The organism is Polyangium jinanense (assembly GCF_028435265.1).
GTDB classification, from domain to species: Bacteria; Myxococcota_A; Polyangia; order Polyangiales; family Polyangiaceae; genus Polyangium; species Polyangium jinanense.
Window position 1 is genome coordinate 50762 of the sequence record NZ_JAGTJK010000054.1, and the last position, 16549, is coordinate 67310.

The window sequence follows — 16549 nt, forward strand, 5'->3', positions numbered from 1 at the left end:
GGTTACGCTTCGGGGCAGGAAGGAGGCGCGAGGTGCGGCGAGCTTGGGCCGAGGGCGTGGGAACGTTCATCGTGGTCTTCGCGGGGTGCGGGGCGGCAGCCGTGGGCGGGGCGGCGCTCGGGACGATCGGGATCGCCCTCGCGTTCGGGATCGCGTTCGCCGCGGCCGCGCTCGCGCTCGGGCCGGTGAGCGGGGCGCACCTGAACCCGGCCGTCACGGTGGCGGCCGCGCTCGCCGGGCGGATGCGAGCGCGTGAGGTGCTGCCGTACGTCGCGGCGCAGGTCGCGGGCGCGACAGCGGGTGTTGGGCTCGCCGTGACGATCGCACGCGGCCGACCGGGCGGGGCGCCGGGCGTGCTCGAGGCGCTCTCCGGCGGGTTCGGGCGGCACTCGCCCGGGTTCTACGGCGCGAACGCCGCGCTCGCCGCGGAGATCGGGCTCTCGGCGATCCTCGCGTTCGTGCTTCTCGGCGCGACGCACCACGCGCGGCCGGCCGTGCAGCATGCGTTGCCAGCGGCGGCGGGTGGTGCGGGCATGACGCTCGTGCACCTCGTGGGCATGCCCGTCACGGGCTTGCCGGCGCATCCAGCGCGCGCGCTCGGCGCGGCGCTCTGCGCGGGCGGGGTCGCGCTCGATCAGCTCTGGGTGTTCGTGCTCGGGCCGATCGTGGGGGGTGCGATCGCGGCGATGGCGCTCCGGGTTTTGTTTGCGCCCGAAACATCGGGCGAAGGTGCTCGGGCAAGAGCCGAGCGAGCGCGCTGATCCGTCCTTCAGCCGAGCTGGAAGCGGACCGCCGGCAGATCGACGGCGGCCGTGTCGACCACGAGCGTGTCGCCGCCGCGGATGACGTCGCGCGGTCGTACGGGTGCAAAGCTTTCGTCGGGATTCTTCCGGCGGCTCACGACACGGCAGGGCAACCGCTCTTCGAGATCCATCACCGTCGCCTCGGCGTGTGACGCGCCGACCTTCACCTCGGCCGTCACGCGCACGACGTCGTCGATGCGGTAGGCGGCGTGCACGCCCTCGTACGTCGCCTGAATCGCGATGAGCGGCGCGGAGAGCGCGCTCGTCGAGAACGACTGATCGAGCCCGAGCGCGCCGCCGACCTTCCCCGCGAGCCGCTGATCGAACATGCGCATCACCACGCGCACGCTCGGGTTCATGCGCTTCGCGTCGAGCGCGATCTCCAGGTTCGCGAGGTCGTCGCTCGTCGCGCACACGACGGCCTTCGCGCGCTTGGCGCCGACCTTCTCGAGCAGCTCGTCGCGACGCGCGTCGCCGATGTGCACGGGCACGCCCTTCTCGCGCACCTCTTCGAGGAAGCCTTTCGCGTCGTTCTGCTCGATCGCCACCACGTCCTCGCCGAGGATGCAGAGCTCCTCGATCACGCGGTAGCCCACGTGCCCGACGCCGCACACCACGACGTGCCCGTTCATCATGTCGGTCATGATCGAGGTCCACACCTCCCGCCGCGTCGCGAGGTCGAAGAGCGACGCGCCGATCTTGAAGACGCCCTGCGCGAGCAGGAAGAGGCCCGCGAGCGGGGTCAACCAGAAGACGGCGCGCGCGACGGGCGTGTGAGGAAAAGGCTCGGTCGGCTCGAAGACGAGCAACGTCCAGAGCGACCAGACGGTCTCGGTGAAGTCGGGCAGAGGCTCGCCGCCGCGCCGGAGATCCCAGCGCAGGACGAGTGTCGCGACGATGAGGTAGAGGGCGGCGTAGAGGAGGGGCGGCCCCATGCGCCGCAGGACGTAGCCTGCGGCGGCGATGCGGAGCCTTACCGATCGGAAGCGACGGCGCTTCGAGATCAGTCTTCCTCTTCCGTGACCTTGAAGCCGCTGTCCTTGATGACCTTGTCCTGGACCATCGGCGGGCAGATCGCGAGGTGGTCGACGCTCATCGAGAACGTGCCCTTGCCCTGCGTCATGCTCTTCAGCTTCGACTCGTACTCGAGCACCTCGGAGAGCGGGACGTACGCGTTCACGATCGTCTGATCCTCGATCGTGTCCGTGCCGAGGATGCGGCCGCGGCGGCTGTTGATGTCGCCGATGACGTCACCCGTCGCCACGCTCGGCGCGACGACCTGCAGCTTCACGACCGGCTCGAGCAGCACCGCGCCCGCCTGCGCGGCGGCGGCCTTGAAGGCCTTGCTGCCGGCCATCTGGAAGGCCGCGTCGGACGAGTCGACGTCGTGGTACTTGCCGTCGTAGAGGCGCACCTTCAGGTCGACCAGCGGGAAGCCGGCGAGGAAGCCCTTCGCCATCGACTTCACGACGCCCTTCTCAACCGAGGGAATGAACTGCCGCGGGATCGCGCCGCCGACGACCGCGTCCTCGAAGACGAACCCGCCGCCACGCGGCATGGGCTCCATGTCGATGTAGCAAACGCCGAACTGGCCGTGGCCGCCGGTCTGCTTCTTGTGTTTGCCCTCGACCCCCGCGACGCGCTTCGTGATCGTCTCCTTGTAGGCGATGTGCGGCGCGCCGAGACGCGCATCGATGCCCACGCGGCGACGGATGCGCTCGACCGTGATCTCGAGGTGCAACGAGCCGAGGCCCGACACCACGAGCTCGCGCGTCGTCTCCTCGATCGACACCGTGAGGCCCGGATCCTCCTCGGTGAGCTTGTAGAGCGCCGTGCTCACCTTGTCCTCGGCGCCCTTGCCCTCGAACTTCACGCCGCGTGAGAACAGGGCCGGCGGAAGCTCCGGCGCCGTGAACTGGAACGCGTGCTTCTCATCGGACAGCGTCTGGCCGCTCAGCGTCGACTTGAGCTTCGCGAGCGCGACGATGTCGCCGGCCTTCGCCTCTTCGACGGCCTTCGCGTCCTTGCCGACGATGTTGAAGATCTTGCCGACGCGCTCGGCGTTGCCCGTCGATGCGTTCAAGAGCGAGCTGTCGGGCTTCAGCGTGCCCGAGAGGACACGCGCGAACGAGGTGCGGCCCGCGTGCGGATCGATCGAGGTCTTGAAGACGAACACCGCGGTCGGCGCGTCGGTCGAGCTCGGACGCTCGGCTGCAGCCGGCGCCACGCCGACCTTGCCGCCGGGCACCGTGCCCTTCCACGTCGGGTGCGCGGTGGGCGGCGGGATGAGCTCCACGATGCCGTCGAGCAACGCCGCGATGCCGCTCGGGCGCGTGCCCGACGCGAAGTACACGGGGACGACCTTGCCCTCGCGCACGGCGTCGCGCAGGCCCTGATCGAGCTCCTCCTGCGTGAGATCACCTTCGGTCAGGTACTTCTCGGTGAGCTCGTCGGTCGTCCCGGCGACGTCGTCGACGAGCCTTCCGCGGCCCGTATCGAGCACGCTCGCGAGGTCGGCCGGCACCGCGCTCGCTGCGATCGCGTTCGGCGCCTCGGGCTTGCCGATCCACGCCTTCTTCGTGCGCAGCGTGATGATGCCCTGGTAGTCGAGGCCCTCGCCAACGTGATGCTCCATCACGGCGAGAGGCGCCTTGAGGCGCGCCTTGATCTCGGCGACGACGTCGTCGGGCCGCGCGTTTTCCGCGTCGACCTTGGTGACGACGACGATCACCGGCAGGCCTTGCGCGCGCGCCCAACCGAAGACGCGCTCGGTGATCGGCTGCACGCCGTCCTTGCCGCTCACGACGAGGACCGCCGCGTCCACCGCGCCGAGCGCGAGACGCGTTTCGGCGAGGAAGCTGCCCTCGCCCGGCGTGTCCACGACGTTCACCTTTTTGCCGTTCCAGTTCAGGTAGGCAACGCTCGCTTCGAGCGAGCAGGCGTGGTCCTTCTCCTCGGCCGAGTCGTCGAGAATGCTCGACTTGTCGTCCACTTTGCCGAGCTTGGGCGTCGCCTTCGCCACGAAGAGCATGGCCTCGGCGAGCGACGTCTTGCCGGCTCCTTTGTGGCCGATCAGAGCAACGTTGCGAATGTCGCTGGGCGCGGTCGTCGTCATGGTCGGTTCCTGTCCACGCCCTCGCGCTCCCCTTGTCGCAGGGCGGATCTCCCCTCTACGCCTGTTCGGTCGCCCTTGCCAGGGGGATTGGGTTCGAAGCTCTGCGGTTTGCGCGCGGAGCCCGCGGGAGGACGGCAGCGCGGGCGAGTCCCTCGCAGACCGCCCCAGACGGGAGCGGGCTCGGGTAGCATCCGCGTCACGCGCGTCATCGCATGCAGGTCGCTCGTTTTGCCCTTCAGTTCGCCCTCGGGATCGCTCTGACCTACGCGCTTCAGCGCTGGGACAAGAGCCGCCTGTCCGAAGAGCAGCGGGAGCACGCCTGGAACGCGGCGACCTGGGGGGCGGCGCTCCTATGGTACGGGCCGCTCTGCATGCCGGCCTGGGGCTGGGTGACGCGGCGCGGAAAAGGGCGCCTGCACGGGCTCGTGGGCCTCGTGCTCGGCGTCGTCGTGACCGTGCTGATCGCTCTCGTGGCTCAGGTCGTGGACGAGGTGTTCGTCTGGGCCGCCGGATTGCCGCCGGACGCGCCGATGTGATGCTCGGGGCTTGATCAGCGGCGCGCGAGGAGCGTCTCGAACGCCTCGGCCGAGAGCGTGTTCGCGACGTCCTTGGCCTCGCACCAGCCGCGCCGGGCTTGATCGAAGCCGAAGCGGATGTGCGCGGCTTCGTCGGCGTTCGCCGCGCGGCTCGTGATGGCGATGCGCGCACCCGTGTCCTTGACGGCCCGCGCGTAGCCATCGGCGCCCGCGAGGAACGCGGGGCGCGCGTCGAGCCCGAGGAGCACGCCGTGCTCGCGGCAAACCTTCGCCACCGCCTCCACGTCGAACTGCTTGGGTTTGCCCCCGTTCGACGGACGCGCGAGCACGTGGATGCGCCCCGACTTCGCCGCGGCGACGAGCGCTTGCGTGAGCGATTTTTCGTCGAGGTCGGCCGCGTGGATCTCCCCGATCACGACGTCGACATCCTCGCTCGTCCCGATCGAACCATCCGCGCCGATGGGCACCACCGCGCCGGCGAAGAGCTTCACCTTGCCCGCGTGCTTCTGCGCGCGCTCGACGTCGTGTCGCGTCGCGCCGAGCACCACGAGCCACGCCGCGCCCTTCGCAGCGCATGCCGACGCGATCGCCGCGATGCCGTCTGCGTCGAGATTCCCCCCCACGAAGTCGCCACGCAGGTCCGCGCGCTCCACGAGCTTCGGCAGCTTTCCTTCCCGCGCCGCGTCGATCTCGCCGCGATCCTCGCGCAGCTCGGGCGGCACCCAGGCGAGCCCCACCGAGGCGAACACGTCCTCCTCGCGCTCGCCCGAGAGGCGTTTGTCCTCCTGGAACACGCCCCACTCGCTGATCTTGAGCTTCCGGCGAACGCCGAGCGTGCGGATCGCGATGTTGTGCGCCTTCGACCCCGTGAAGTAGTGCATCGCCGCGCCGAACGACGACGCAGGCACCACACGCAGATCGACCTGCAGCCCGCTCTTCAAGAGCACGCTCGTCTTCGTGTCGCCGTCCGCGAGCACCTTGTCCGTCGCGGGATCCGAGATGAGCTTCTTCCCGATCGCGACGCTCGCATCCGCCGCGACGAGGATGTCCACGTCGCCCACGTTGTCCCTGCGCCTGCGATAGCTCCCCGCGACCTCGATCTGCGAGACGCCCACGACCTCGCGCAGCCGCGCCACGATCGGCTCGACCTGCGCCTCCGCCTCCGCGAGCGAGATCCGCTTCCCGCGCGCCGCGCGCGCCGCGATGCCTTCCAGGATCTGCGCTTCGAGCTTCGGCCCGACGCCCTTCAGCGCGCGCAACCTTCCTTCGCGCGCGGCCTTTTCGAGCTCCTCGATCGTGTCGATCCCGAGCCCCTCGTGGATCGCCTTCGCGCGCTTCGGCCCGAGCCCGGGCAGCTCGAGCAGGTGGATCAAACTCTCCGGCGTGCGTGACTTCAGCTCGTGCAAAAGCGCGAGCTCCCCCGTCTCCGCGAGCTCGCGGATCTTGCCGGCGAGATCCTTGCCGATGCCCGGCAGCTCCTCCAGCGAGCCCGGCCCCTTGTCCGGGAGCGTGCTCACGGGCGAGGCGAGCGCGGAGACCGTGCGCGCGGCGCCTCGGTACGCGCGTACGCGGAACACGCTCGCGCCCTCGATCTCCAGGAGATCAGCAACCTGATCCAGCGTGCTCCCGATGGTTTCGTTGTCCATGTTCTTCCTCTTCGCTCGCCTGCTCGCGCCAGACCAGACGGCGAAAAGCAAACCACACGTCGGGTTTCTCGCGCTATATCCCCTCGCCGAACCGTGAGGACTCCCTTCGCCGCAGCAAGCCTGTTCGTCCTGGCCGCTGCCGCCCCCGCCATGGCTTCGGCCGCGCCCGTCGCCGCTCCGCGTGGCGCCGCTCTTCACGGCCCCACGGCCTGGGCCGACGCGTCGCGCGGCGGCATCCGCGGGATTACCATCGGCCCCATCGAGAGCCTCCGCCACGCCGGCAAGGGCTACGGCAGCCCGGCGAGCGGACGCGCGATGGACGAGGCCAAGGCGCTCGGATCCACATGGATCAGCCTCACGCCGTTCGGCCGCGTCTGGGACCTGAAACCGAACGGGATCGACCTCACCTTCGAGGCGCCGTTCGAGGAGAACCGCGCGAACGTCCTTCACGCGATGGCGCAGGCGCACGCGCGTGGCCTCAAGGTCTTCCTCGTGCCGCACCTCTGGGTCGAGACCGGCGGCTGGCGCGCGCTCATCGATCCGGGCGACGACGCGGCCTGGGAGCGCTGGGCCGCGGCGTACAAGCACTTCCTGCTCACCTGGGCCGAGATCGCGGCCGAGGGCGGCGCCGAGATGCTCAGCGTCGGCGTCGAGCTCCGCAGCTTCGTCACGACGGGCCGCGCCGCGCTGTTTTACCCGATCATCCAGGAGGTCCGCCGCGTCTACCCGGGCCTGCTCACCTACTCGGCGAACTGGGACGACGCCGAGGACACGCTCATCTTCGGCGAGCTCGACCTCGTCGGCATCAACGCGTTCTACCCGCTCGCCGACAAGGACGGCGCGGGACGCGAGGAGCTCTTCGCGGGCGGCCGCAAGGTCGCCGAGGGGATCGAGCGGCTCGCGGCGATGTGGGGCCGTCCCGTGGTGCTCACCGAAATCGGCTACACGACCCGCAAGGATCCGGCGATCCGGCCCTGGGAATGGCCCGACGGGATGAAGGACGTGACGATCGACGAGGAGGCCCAGGCCCTCGCGTACGAGGCGCTCATCGCGCCGCTGCTCGACAGCCGCTCGTGCGCGGGCTTCTTCGTGTGGCGGTATTACGCCGACCCGGACGACGTCTCGCAGGAGGCCGAGTGGGGCTTCTCCCCGCGCGGCAAGCTCGCCGAGCTCGTGCTCCGCGACGCCTTCACGGCGCGCTGGGCGGCGGATGGCCCCGCGATCAGGGGCGACAACCTGGGTAGGCACCGCGCCCGCACGCCGGGCTTCCTCGGCTGGGAGCTCTCGCCGCCTCTCTTTTGAGGTCCATCCTTTGGATGTCCGGCTTTTGGACGTCCGACGAAATCTGGCAAGCCGCTGGCACGGTTCTTCCTTGGCTCGTCGCTGATCGGCCAGCCCCTCGGGCCTGGCTCATGCTGGCACAGGAGTCCACATGATCCGACGAACCTTTTCTTACTGCTTTTCGGCCTTCACGTTCGCGGCGCTCTCGGTCACGGCCACGGGCTGCCTCTTCTTCGGCGCCGGCGGCGGCGCCTGCGAGGTCGACGGGAAGCAATTCTCCGTCGGCGAAGAATTCACGCCGGCCGGCGGCTGCAACACGTGCACCTGCCTCGCCGACGGCTCGACCTCGTGCACGCGATTGGCGTGCGTCACGAGCTGCACCCACAACGGCAAGGTCTTCAACGAGGGTGATACCTTCCCCGCGGACGACGGCTGCAATACGTGCACGTGCACGGCCGACGGCACGGTCGCGTGCACCGAGATGGGCTGCGCCGAGCCCGCGTGCATCGTCGACGGCATCGGCTACAACCCCGGCGACTCGTTCCCTTCGAGCGACGGGTGCAATACGTGCACGTGCACGGACGACGGCTCCGTCGCCTGCACCGAAAAGGCCTGCCTACCCTGCGAGTACGGCGGACAAACCTACCAGACCGGCGACTCGTTCCCCTCGACGGACGGCTGCAATACGTGCTCCTGCATGGCCGACGGCGCGGTCGCGTGCACCGAGAAGGCCTGCATCGCGTGCACTTACAACGGGCAAACCTACCAACCCGGAGATTCGTGGCAGGCGAGTGACGGTTGCAACACGTGCACGTGTAGCGACGATGGTCTCGTGGGTTGCACGAAGATCAACTGCCCGTAATCGTCCCGACGATCACCTGCGGCGTTTCCCCCGAACAACCCTCGTCTCCCGAAAAGCCTCTTTCATCCGCTCCGCACGCCTGGTAGGGCCCATCCCGGACGTGCGACATCGATGAGGAGTTGTTCCATGAAGCTTCGATCCCTTTCGGTGGCGGGGGTCCTCGCGGCGCTCGCCGTGGGCGCCGCCGGTTGTAGCGACGAACCGTCGCAAAACACGACGACCTCGTCGTCGAGCACGGGCGGCAACGGCGGCGAGGGCGGCCAGGGCGGCGTCGGCGGCCAGGGCGGCGCGGGCGGCGTCGGCGGGGCCGGCGGCCAGGGCGGCGCGGGCGGCATCGGCGGCGCGGGCGGCCAGGGCGGCGCTGGTGGAGCCGGCGGCCAGGGCGGCGCAGGCGGTCAGGGCGGCGCAGGTGGTGCCGGCGGCCAGGGCGGCGCGGGCGGGGTCGGCGGAGGAAATCCGGCCGAGGTCTGCGACAACACGACGGACGACGACGGCGACGGCGACATCGACTGCGACGACGCCGACTGCGCGGCGGCGTGTACCGAGCTCTGCGCGGGCGGCGGAGACGAGGACAACGACGGCGACATCGATTGCGCCGACGCCGACTGCGCGATGGCGCCCGCGTGCGGCAAGCTCGTCATCAACGAGATCGATTACGACCAGGCGAACGCCGATACGGCCGAGTTCATCGAGATCTACAATGCCGGAGGCGACGTGATGCTCGACGGCGTCGAGGTCTTGCTCGTCAATGGCACGGGCGCGGGCGGCGCGGACGTCGTTTATGGCACCCCGTTCAAGCTCTCCGGCATGCTCGCCGCCGGCGGATACGTCGTGATTGCTTCGTCGGGCGTGATGAACATCGATCCGGCCGCAATCGTCGTGTCCTTGCCGAATCCGATGGACAACATCCAGAACGGCGCGCCGGACGGGGTCGCGCTGTTCGATACGAAGACGAACACGCTGCTCGACGGGCTCTCGTACGAGAACGGCACGCCGGACGGCCAGGTCACGGCCGTCATGCTCGGCGGCCAGACGTTCTCGCTGGTCGCGGGCACCGCGACGACCGCGTTCGATAACCAGGCCGCAGCCTCGCCGATCCGCTCGATGATCCGCTACCCGAACGGGCAGGACACGAGCGACGACAGCGTCGACTGGCGCGCGACCACGCAGATCACGCCCGGCGCCGCGAACGTCGCGACGGCTGAGGTCTGCGATACGGCCATGCTGGACGAGGACGCGGACAACCTCATCGACTGCGCCGATCCGGATTGCGCGATGGCGCCTCAGTGCGTCGAGACCTGCGACAACATGAAGGACGACGACGGCGACATGATGGTCGATTGCGCCGATCCCGACTGCGCCGCGGCTCCCGCGTGTTTGCCGCAGGAGAACTGCGGCAACATGATGGACGACGATGGCGACATGGCGACCGACTGCGCCGACACCGATTGCGCCGGCAAGTCGTGCGGGGCGAACGGCCTCGTCTGCGAGGCCATGACGATGGCCTGCGCCTGCCCGGGCGGCATGACGATGGAAATGGCCTGCGCCGACCTCGTCGACGACGATTGCGACGGCCTGGTCGACTGCGCCGACACGGATTGCGCGGGCAACATGGCTTGCCTCGCCCAGAACGTGACATCGGTCGATTACCAGGTCATCGCGCACGGCGGCAAGCTCGTCGTCAAGGGCAATGGCTTCACGGGCGCGACGGCGGTGAAGATCGGCGGCGTTGATCAGACGTTCACGATCGACAGCAACACGCAGATCACGATCACGAGCGTGCCCGACACGACGCCGATCGCGCTGCAGGACCTCGTCGTCACCGCGCCGAGCGGCGACACGGCGCCGTTCCAGGTGACGGTGATTCACCTGATCATCAACGAGTTCGACACGGATCAGATGGGCACGGACGCCGCGGAGTTCGTCGAGATCACGACGGGCGTGCCGAACGTGAGCCTCGCGGGCTACACGCTCGTCCTCTACAATGGCAACGGCGACGTGTCGTACCTGCCCGTGACGGGTTTGAATGGCACGACGGACGCGAATGGCATGCTGCTCGTCGGCAGCCCGGGGATGACGCCCGCGCCGGCCATCGCTTTCAGCTCGACCAGCGTGATCCAGAATGGCCAGGACGCGATCGCGATTTACCAGGCTGCTCCGGCGTCGTTCCCCTCGGGCACGGCGGTCACGGCGAACGGCCTCATCGACGTGCTCGTGTATTCCACGGGGCAAACGGCCGACGCCGGCCTGCTCGACGTGCTCATCGGGCCCGCGGGCACGCCGGGCCGCACGCAGGTGAGCGAAGGCTCGGGCGGCACGCAGGAGACGCAATCGATCCAGCGCTGCGGCGACGGCCGCAAGAATGGCGACAAGTTCAAGGTCGGGCAACCCACGCCCGGCGCGGCGAACAACGTCATGGCCTGCCCGTGACATCCGCGCGGGGGCTCGATTCCGATCGAGCCCCTCGCCTCCCCTCCCCGCCCCCGGCTCTCTCAATACGCGTCCGGCGGCACCTCGACGTCGACCGGCACGTCCAGCACGAGCGGCGCGACGGCCGCGTCGCCGCCTTCCATCCATTGATACCGCGCGAGGTTGCCGAGCACGCGCGCCACGTAATTGCGCGTCTCGTCGTAGGGAATCCGCGCGACCCAGAGATCCGCCTCCGCGTCCACGCCCGGCCGCATCCATTGCCCCACGGCCCGCGGACCCGCATTGTAGGAGGCCACCGCGAGGACCGGGTTTTTCCGGAACGTCTTCAGCAGCTTGCCGATGTAATACGAGCCGAGCCGCAGATTCACGTGCGGGCTCTTGAGCCGCGTCGGCTCGAAGCTCATGCCGACCTCGGCCGCGGCTTTCTCCGCCGTCTTCGGCATGAGCTGGAGGAGGCCCACGGCGAACACCGGCGACAGCGCCTCCTGATCGAATGCGCTCTCCTGCCGCATGAGCGAATGCACGAGCCCGCGGGGCACCTCGTGCTCGGCTTCGAGCTTCTGCACCTCGTCGAGGTACGGCCGCGGATAGAGGCACTCCCAGGCCCAGCGATCGGCCTCGCCCGGCGCGCGGAGGAGGTGCGGCATTCCGACCTGCGCCACGCCCACCCGATAACGACGCCGCGCATGCGCGAGCTTGCCGTACATGCCACAAAGCGCCTCGGCCTCGCGCCCGGCGAAACGCGCGGCCGCTTCGCGCTCGAACGGGACGAGGCGCCCCTCGGCCTCGGCGTCGAGCCCGATCGAGACCAGGAGCCGCGCCGGATCGGGCAAATCGAGGTCGAGCGGATACGCGGGGCGCGGGGCCGCGGGCTCGATCAGGGGCGGCAAAGGCGCGCCCGCGGCGGCGAGGCGCGAACGGGCGGCGAGCGCGGCGAAGGAGAGCGGGAACGTGCGGGCGACCTCGGTCCAGATGCGGACAGCCTCGTCGCGGTTGCCGGCGCGGAAGGCGGCGAGCCCCTCGAGCTCGCGGAGCTTTTGCGCCTCCTCGGGCTTTTTCGCGGCCTTGGCGAGCTTGCCTAGCGTCTTTTGCGCGACCTTCGGCTGCCCGGCCGAGAGATACGCAAGCGCCTGCTCGTATTCGGCATCCTCGCGGTAGACGCCTTTCGGGAAGAGCGCGAGATAACGCGTGTACAGCGGCGCGGCCTCGTCGTAACGGCCGCGGAGGAGCAGCCAGCGCGCGGCCTGATAAAGCGAGCGCTCGGCCCAGCTATTTTTCTTGTATCGGGAGGCGAGGTCGAGCCAGCGCTTGATCGCCTCGTCGGCCTGTCCTCCGCGGGCAAGCGCGTTCGCCGACTGGTACATCGCCTCGACCTTGCGCGGGCCGGGCAACGTGGAGAGCACGCGGAAGGCTTTTTCGGCCTCGGGATAATCGCGCGCCTTGAGCTTCGCCTCGGCCCGCGCGTGGAGCACGTCGAGCAGCGGCACCGTTTTCTTTTTTTCGAGCTCGTCGAGGATCGGAATCGCCGATTCGGCCTGGCCTGCCCGCACGAGCGTGAGCGCGCGGGCGAGCTGATCCTTCGGCGCGAGCGATTGCTTCAGCCTACCCAGCGCGGCCGCGCCGGCCTCGCCTTCCGGCAAACCGGCGCCCTCGACCGCGAGCCAGCGCAGGTCGGCGGTCGCGATGGGCAAAAGGCCCTGGGCCTCGGCGATCCGGGCGCGGGCGGCCCGGAGGAGCGCATCGTCGCTCTTCTTGCGCGACCGCGCGGCCGCGGCGAGCGCGCGATCGAGAATCGACCGCGCCGGCGCGAGCTGCCCGTCCTTCTCCAGCGCGAGCGCGGCGCGGTAGAGGTCGGCCGGCGACCTCGACTTGCCGAAAAACGCCGCGGCTTCGGCGAAGGGCCCCGCCACGGACGCGGCCTCGGCGCGCCGGCGCACGATGTCGTCCGCGAGCAGCGGCAGCTCCTTGTCGAGCCCCGTGAAGAGCTCGACCGCGCGCGTCGCGTCGCCCCGCTCGAGCGCCACACGCCCCCGGAGGTAGCGCATCTCGGGCCGCTGCCGATCGACCTCGGGGAGCGCGTCGAGCTGCGCCTCGGCCTCGTCCCAGCGTTCGAGGCGCACGGCGTCGGCCCAGCGCGCGGGCGGCGTGGCGGGCGCAAGGGCGGCCGCGGTCGTGACGACGGCGACGGCCGTGGATGCGGGCGCGGCGGAGGCGGACGTGGCGGCCGACGCGGATGAGGACGGGCCGCCCTCGGCGCTCGACGTGGTCTCGCCGGGCATCGGCATCGAGCGCGCGCAGGCACCGAGGCCAAGCGCCCCGAGCCCGATGAGCCCCATCACGATTCGCCGCTGCACCACCCTCAGAGAGCTAGCAGGGGAGCGAGGGGGCCGGCAAGAAAGTCCCGCCTGTTTTTCCTTGAATTACATTACGAAATCTCAAACGGACACACCGATCAATCGAGCCCGGCAGCGATCCGGGCGATGGTCTCGCGGTCTTCCTCGAACAAAAACTCGTCGACTTCCTCGATCGACCCCACCTTCGCGGGGGCCACCCCGAGGCGCAGCGCCGCCGCGCGCGCCACGGCGGCCACGATCGGGTGCGGCGAGCTCGACAGGCGGAGGAGCTTCGGCGTGACATCCTTCGCGCCGAGCAAGGCCGCGCAGATCGCCGCGATCGGCCGCGGATCCGCCGAGCCCGGTACGTCGCCCGCGAGCGCGCGGCCGAGCACGGCCAAGGTCTCGGGCCCCGGTGCCCGCAGCAAAGCCCGGCGATAATCGCCCGCCGGCAGATGCAGCCGCGAAGCCCCCTGGCTCGTCGAGCAGAGCTCCTGCGCGTGCCGGAGCAGAAGGCCCACCACGGGCCCGAGCCCATCCTCGCCAAGGACGTCCATGCCGTCGAGATCCGTGGCCAAGGGCCGCGCCGCCTCGTCCGCGTAGGCATCGAGGTTCACCGTGAGCGACTCCAGGCCCACGGCCCCGACGGCGTGCCCGACGAGCACGTCATGCTCGGTCTGCACGGTCACCACGCTCGACACGATCGCGGGCGTTCCGCCGCGCAGTGTGTGCTTGACCGCGACATCGACCTTCCGAATGGCCGACCAGCGCAGGATCCGCGCCTCGGCGCCCGGGTCGACGAGCACGCCCCAGGGCACGATGGCCATGTTCACCTCGCGCGCTCCGGACGGCGCCCGCGGCCTTTGGATCTGCCGCACGAGGCCGACGGCGAACGCCGCGCCGCCGGCCACGGCGAGCCCGATTGGGAGGGATCCCGACGTGAGCGACCAGGCCGCCGTCTCCGGCCCGAGCGCGAGTCCGAGGCTGGAAAGCCCCACGGTGCCGGCGGCGATCGTCAGCGCCCGGAAGCTCGGCCCCGGGACGAGCCACACGTACCGAAAATCCGGCGGAGGAGCGTAACGCAGCACGACTTCTGGAAGAGTAAGCCGATCCTCGCCCCGGCGGAAGGCCCGAGCGGACCAATCATGGCATCCGGGTAGGATGGTCAGCCGGGATTCCAGATGTGATGGGATTTGGCATGCATGGAGGATGGTAATCGTAGATTCCAGCCGCGTCGAGGTCGTGCGTCCGTGAAGACGTGGATACGGAAAGGGTGATAGGGTCTGTTCATACGTGGATCCGGCATCCGGGGGAGGTCGGACCACGCGAGAAAGGTTGGTAGCTTGAACATGCGAACAATCGGTATGCTTCTGGTCGTGGGCGCGATGCTGGCGGCGGGCGCGGGCTGTGGCGACGATACGGGCACCGGCGGCTCGGGCGGGACGGCCGGCACGGGCGGCACCGGCGGCACCGGTGGAATGGGCGGCGCCGGCGGCGCCGGTGGTGGGATGGGCGGTATGGGCGGCGCCGGTGGTGGGATGGGCGGTATGGGCGGCGCCGGCGGCGCCGGTGGTGGGATGGGCGGTATGGGCGGCGCCGGCGGCGGCGGCATGATGGCGGTCAATGGTTGCACCGTCGACATGGCCGAGGATCACACGGCCGACGCGTCGACGACCGTGAAGAGCGCGGGGCTCGCGTACGAGCCGAAGTGCATTCGCGTGAAGGCGGGCTCGGACGTCGTGTTCGAGTCCAATTTCATGATCCACCCGCTCGTGGGCGGCACGGTCGACGGCATCACGAAGACCGAGGACCCGAACTCGCCGATCAAGAAGACGGAGACCGGTATGAGCGTGACGTTCACCCTCCCGGACACGGGCACGTTCGGGTACTACTGTGACACGCACGCGCTCGCCGGGATGAACGGGACGATCTTCGTCGAGTAATCCCATGCGAATCCTTGCCGTGGCCCTCACGATCTCCGCGCTTTGCGGCGCTGCGCTCGTTGCCTGCGGGGACGTGGAGGAAGAAAACGTGCCCCCCGGGAGCAACACGACGGCCTCGTCGAGCAGCAGCAGCACGACGGGGACGGGCGGAATGGGCGGCGCCGGGACGGGCGGAATGGGCGGCACGGGGGGAATGGGCGGCGCCGGCGGGATGGGCGGCGCGGGGGGAATGGGCGGCAGCGGCGGCGCCGGTGGTATGGGCGGCGTCGGCGGTGGCGGCTCGATGACGCCCTGATTCGCCTGCTCGGGTGGGGGCCTCGCGAGGTGTTTGGCGCGAGGCCTCCGCTTTTTCGAATTCGGAACGAAGAGCGGCCTGTGCCGGCTCAGCCGAGGTCGGCTCCGGGCGTGAGGTCCACCCACGCTTTGCGCTGATGCGACGCGTAAAGCGCCTCGATGATCCTTTGCACCTCGAGCGAACGCGCGAAGCTCGCCGGCGGCTCGCCCCCGTCGCGGACAGCCCGCACGAGTCCGTCGAAAAGCCTCCCGAGCGAGACGCGCTGCCCGTCGCTCCCATCCTTCGGATCGGCCGCGACGACGCGGCCGTCGACCATGCACAGGCGCTCCGGAACCGGCACTTCCTGGCCCCTCGGCTCCATGGCGAAATCGCTCTTGGCCGCATACAGCTTGGCGGAAGCGACGCTCGGATAGCGCAGGGCTTCGAGCCGCAGGCGACCCTTGCTGCCGAACGCGTCGATATGAAAACCCGGGCAGTCGGCCGCCGTCCACGAGGTCGCCAGGGTTCCCATGGCGCCGTTCGCGAACCTGAGCAGCGCATGCGAGGTGTCATCGGTCTCCACCTGCATGGTCTCCCCGCTCGGCAGTTCCCAGGTCTTCAATTGCGTCTGCATCTGCCCGACGACGGATTGGATGGGGCCGAAGACCTGCCGGAGGGCGTGCAGCATGTGCGACCCCTGATTGCGCGTGACGCTGACGCCCAGGCCCGCCTTGCCGAACCAGGTGTAGGGAAAGCCCGGGAAGATCTTGAGGAAAAACGACATCTGCCAGGAGCAATGCACCTGGAAGACCTCGCCGATGGTTCCCTCGTCGATCATCTCCTTCATGAGCGCCAGGTGCGGCAGGCCGACGAGACTCGAGGCCGCGGCGCCCATGACGCCCTTCTCGCGCTGCAGCGCGAAAAGCCTCTCGGCGGCTTCCAGCGAGGAGGTGAAGGGCAGCTGGTTGACCACGTGCTTGCCGGCGTTCAGGGCCGCAGTGACCATTTTCTCGCGAAGGTTCGGGTTCGTGCCCGCGTCGATGACATCGATGTCCGGATCGGCGCACATGGCCTCGAAGTCCCAGAAGGGCCGGGCCACGGCGAACTGCTGCGCGGCAGCTTCCGCGCTCTCCTGTCGCGACGTGCAGATCGCGGTGACTTCCACGTCACCGAGCAGCCGCCACGCCGGAAGGTGGGCGATCGCGCCCCAGTTTGCACTCACGATCCCGACCCGAAGCTTGCCCGTATTTGTTCCCGCCATGCGCACGGTTCCTCTTGGTAGAATTCTTCAATGAATGCGGACGGGGCTCATCCCCGGCTCATCCG

Annotated in this window: 13 protein-coding genes; 7 read left to right on the forward strand and 6 right to left on the reverse strand. The window is 69.6% G+C overall.

What is annotated here, in order from left to right; translation table 11 throughout:
- Positions 1-32: 32 nt before the first annotated feature.
- Positions 33-761: an aquaporin gene (locus tag KEG38_RS45920; protein ID WP_272427110.1), complete on the forward strand. Its 729-nt coding sequence runs from the start codon at positions 33-35 to the stop codon at positions 759-761.
- Between the two features lie 8 nt (positions 762-769).
- On the opposite strand, the gene KEG38_RS45925 is transcribed toward KEG38_RS45920, so the two are convergent.
- Both KEG38_RS45925 and fusA read right to left on the reverse strand, forming a co-directional pair.
- Positions 770-1738 carry a potassium channel family protein gene (locus KEG38_RS45925; protein WP_272427112.1) on the reverse strand — a complete coding sequence of 323 codons (969 nt, stop codon included), beginning with the start codon at positions 1736-1738 and terminating at the stop codon, positions 770-772.
- Positions 1739-1806: 68 nt separating this feature from the next.
- The gene (gene fusA, locus KEG38_RS45930) at positions 1807-3918 is read right to left on the reverse strand and encodes an elongation factor G (protein ID WP_272427113.1); all 2112 of its coding nucleotides are present in this window, start codon (positions 3916-3918) and stop codon (positions 1807-1809) included.
- 212 nt (positions 3919-4130) lie between these two features.
- Here fusA and KEG38_RS45935 point away from each other — a divergent pair, with 212 nt between their 5' ends.
- Positions 4131-4454, forward strand: a complete 324-nt coding sequence (locus KEG38_RS45935; RefSeq protein ID WP_272427114.1) for a transcriptional regulator — start codon at positions 4131-4133, stop codon at positions 4452-4454.
- A 14-nt stretch (positions 4455-4468) separates the two neighbouring features.
- Here KEG38_RS45935 and KEG38_RS45940 read toward each other — a convergent pair whose 3' ends face one another.
- The gene (locus tag KEG38_RS45940; protein ID WP_272427115.1) at positions 4469-6100 is read right to left on the reverse strand and encodes a DNA polymerase/3'-5' exonuclease PolX; all 1632 of its coding nucleotides are present in this window, start codon (positions 6098-6100) and stop codon (positions 4469-4471) included.
- 93 nt (positions 6101-6193) lie between these two features.
- Here KEG38_RS45940 and KEG38_RS45945 point away from each other — a divergent pair, with 93 nt between their 5' ends.
- From KEG38_RS45945 to KEG38_RS45955, 3 genes are all read left to right on the forward strand, one after another.
- Positions 6194-7402, forward strand: a complete 1209-nt coding sequence (locus tag KEG38_RS45945; protein WP_272427116.1) for a glycoside hydrolase family 113 — start codon at positions 6194-6196, stop codon at positions 7400-7402.
- Between the two features lie 130 nt (positions 7403-7532).
- Positions 7533-8243 (forward strand): hypothetical protein, encoded by a 711-nt coding sequence (locus tag KEG38_RS45950; RefSeq protein WP_272427118.1) that lies wholly within the window; start codon positions 7533-7535, stop codon positions 8241-8243.
- A gap of 126 nt (positions 8244-8369) precedes the next feature.
- Entirely contained in the window at positions 8370-10673 is a 2304-nt protein-coding gene (locus KEG38_RS45955; RefSeq protein WP_272427120.1) for a lamin tail domain-containing protein, read from the forward strand.
- 62 nt (positions 10674-10735) lie between these two features.
- Here KEG38_RS45955 and KEG38_RS45960 read toward each other — a convergent pair whose 3' ends face one another.
- Both KEG38_RS45960 and KEG38_RS45965 read right to left on the reverse strand, forming a co-directional pair.
- A complete protein-coding gene (locus tag KEG38_RS45960) occupies positions 10736-13030 on the reverse strand; it encodes a lytic transglycosylase domain-containing protein (RefSeq protein ID WP_272427121.1) in 2295 nt (764 codons plus the stop codon).
- A gap of 95 nt (positions 13031-13125) precedes the next feature.
- Positions 13126-14094: a hypothetical protein gene (locus tag KEG38_RS45965; protein WP_272427124.1), complete on the reverse strand. Its 969-nt coding sequence runs from the start codon at positions 14092-14094 to the stop codon at positions 13126-13128.
- Positions 14095-14355: 261 nt separating this feature from the next.
- Here KEG38_RS45965 and KEG38_RS45970 point away from each other — a divergent pair, with 261 nt between their 5' ends.
- Both KEG38_RS45970 and KEG38_RS45975 read left to right on the forward strand, forming a co-directional pair.
- Positions 14356-14949, forward strand: a complete 594-nt coding sequence (locus tag KEG38_RS45970) for a plastocyanin/azurin family copper-binding protein (RefSeq protein ID WP_272427125.1) — start codon at positions 14356-14358, stop codon at positions 14947-14949.
- 4 nt (positions 14950-14953) lie between these two features.
- Entirely contained in the window at positions 14954-15244 is a 291-nt protein-coding gene (locus tag KEG38_RS45975; RefSeq protein ID WP_272427127.1) for a hypothetical protein, read from the forward strand.
- A gap of 88 nt (positions 15245-15332) precedes the next feature.
- Here the strand turns inward: KEG38_RS45975 and KEG38_RS45980 are convergent, their stop codons facing one another.
- A complete protein-coding gene (locus KEG38_RS45980) occupies positions 15333-16484 on the reverse strand; it encodes a Gfo/Idh/MocA family protein (protein ID WP_272427129.1) in 1152 nt (383 codons plus the stop codon).
- Between the last annotated feature and the right edge of the window lie 65 nt (positions 16485-16549).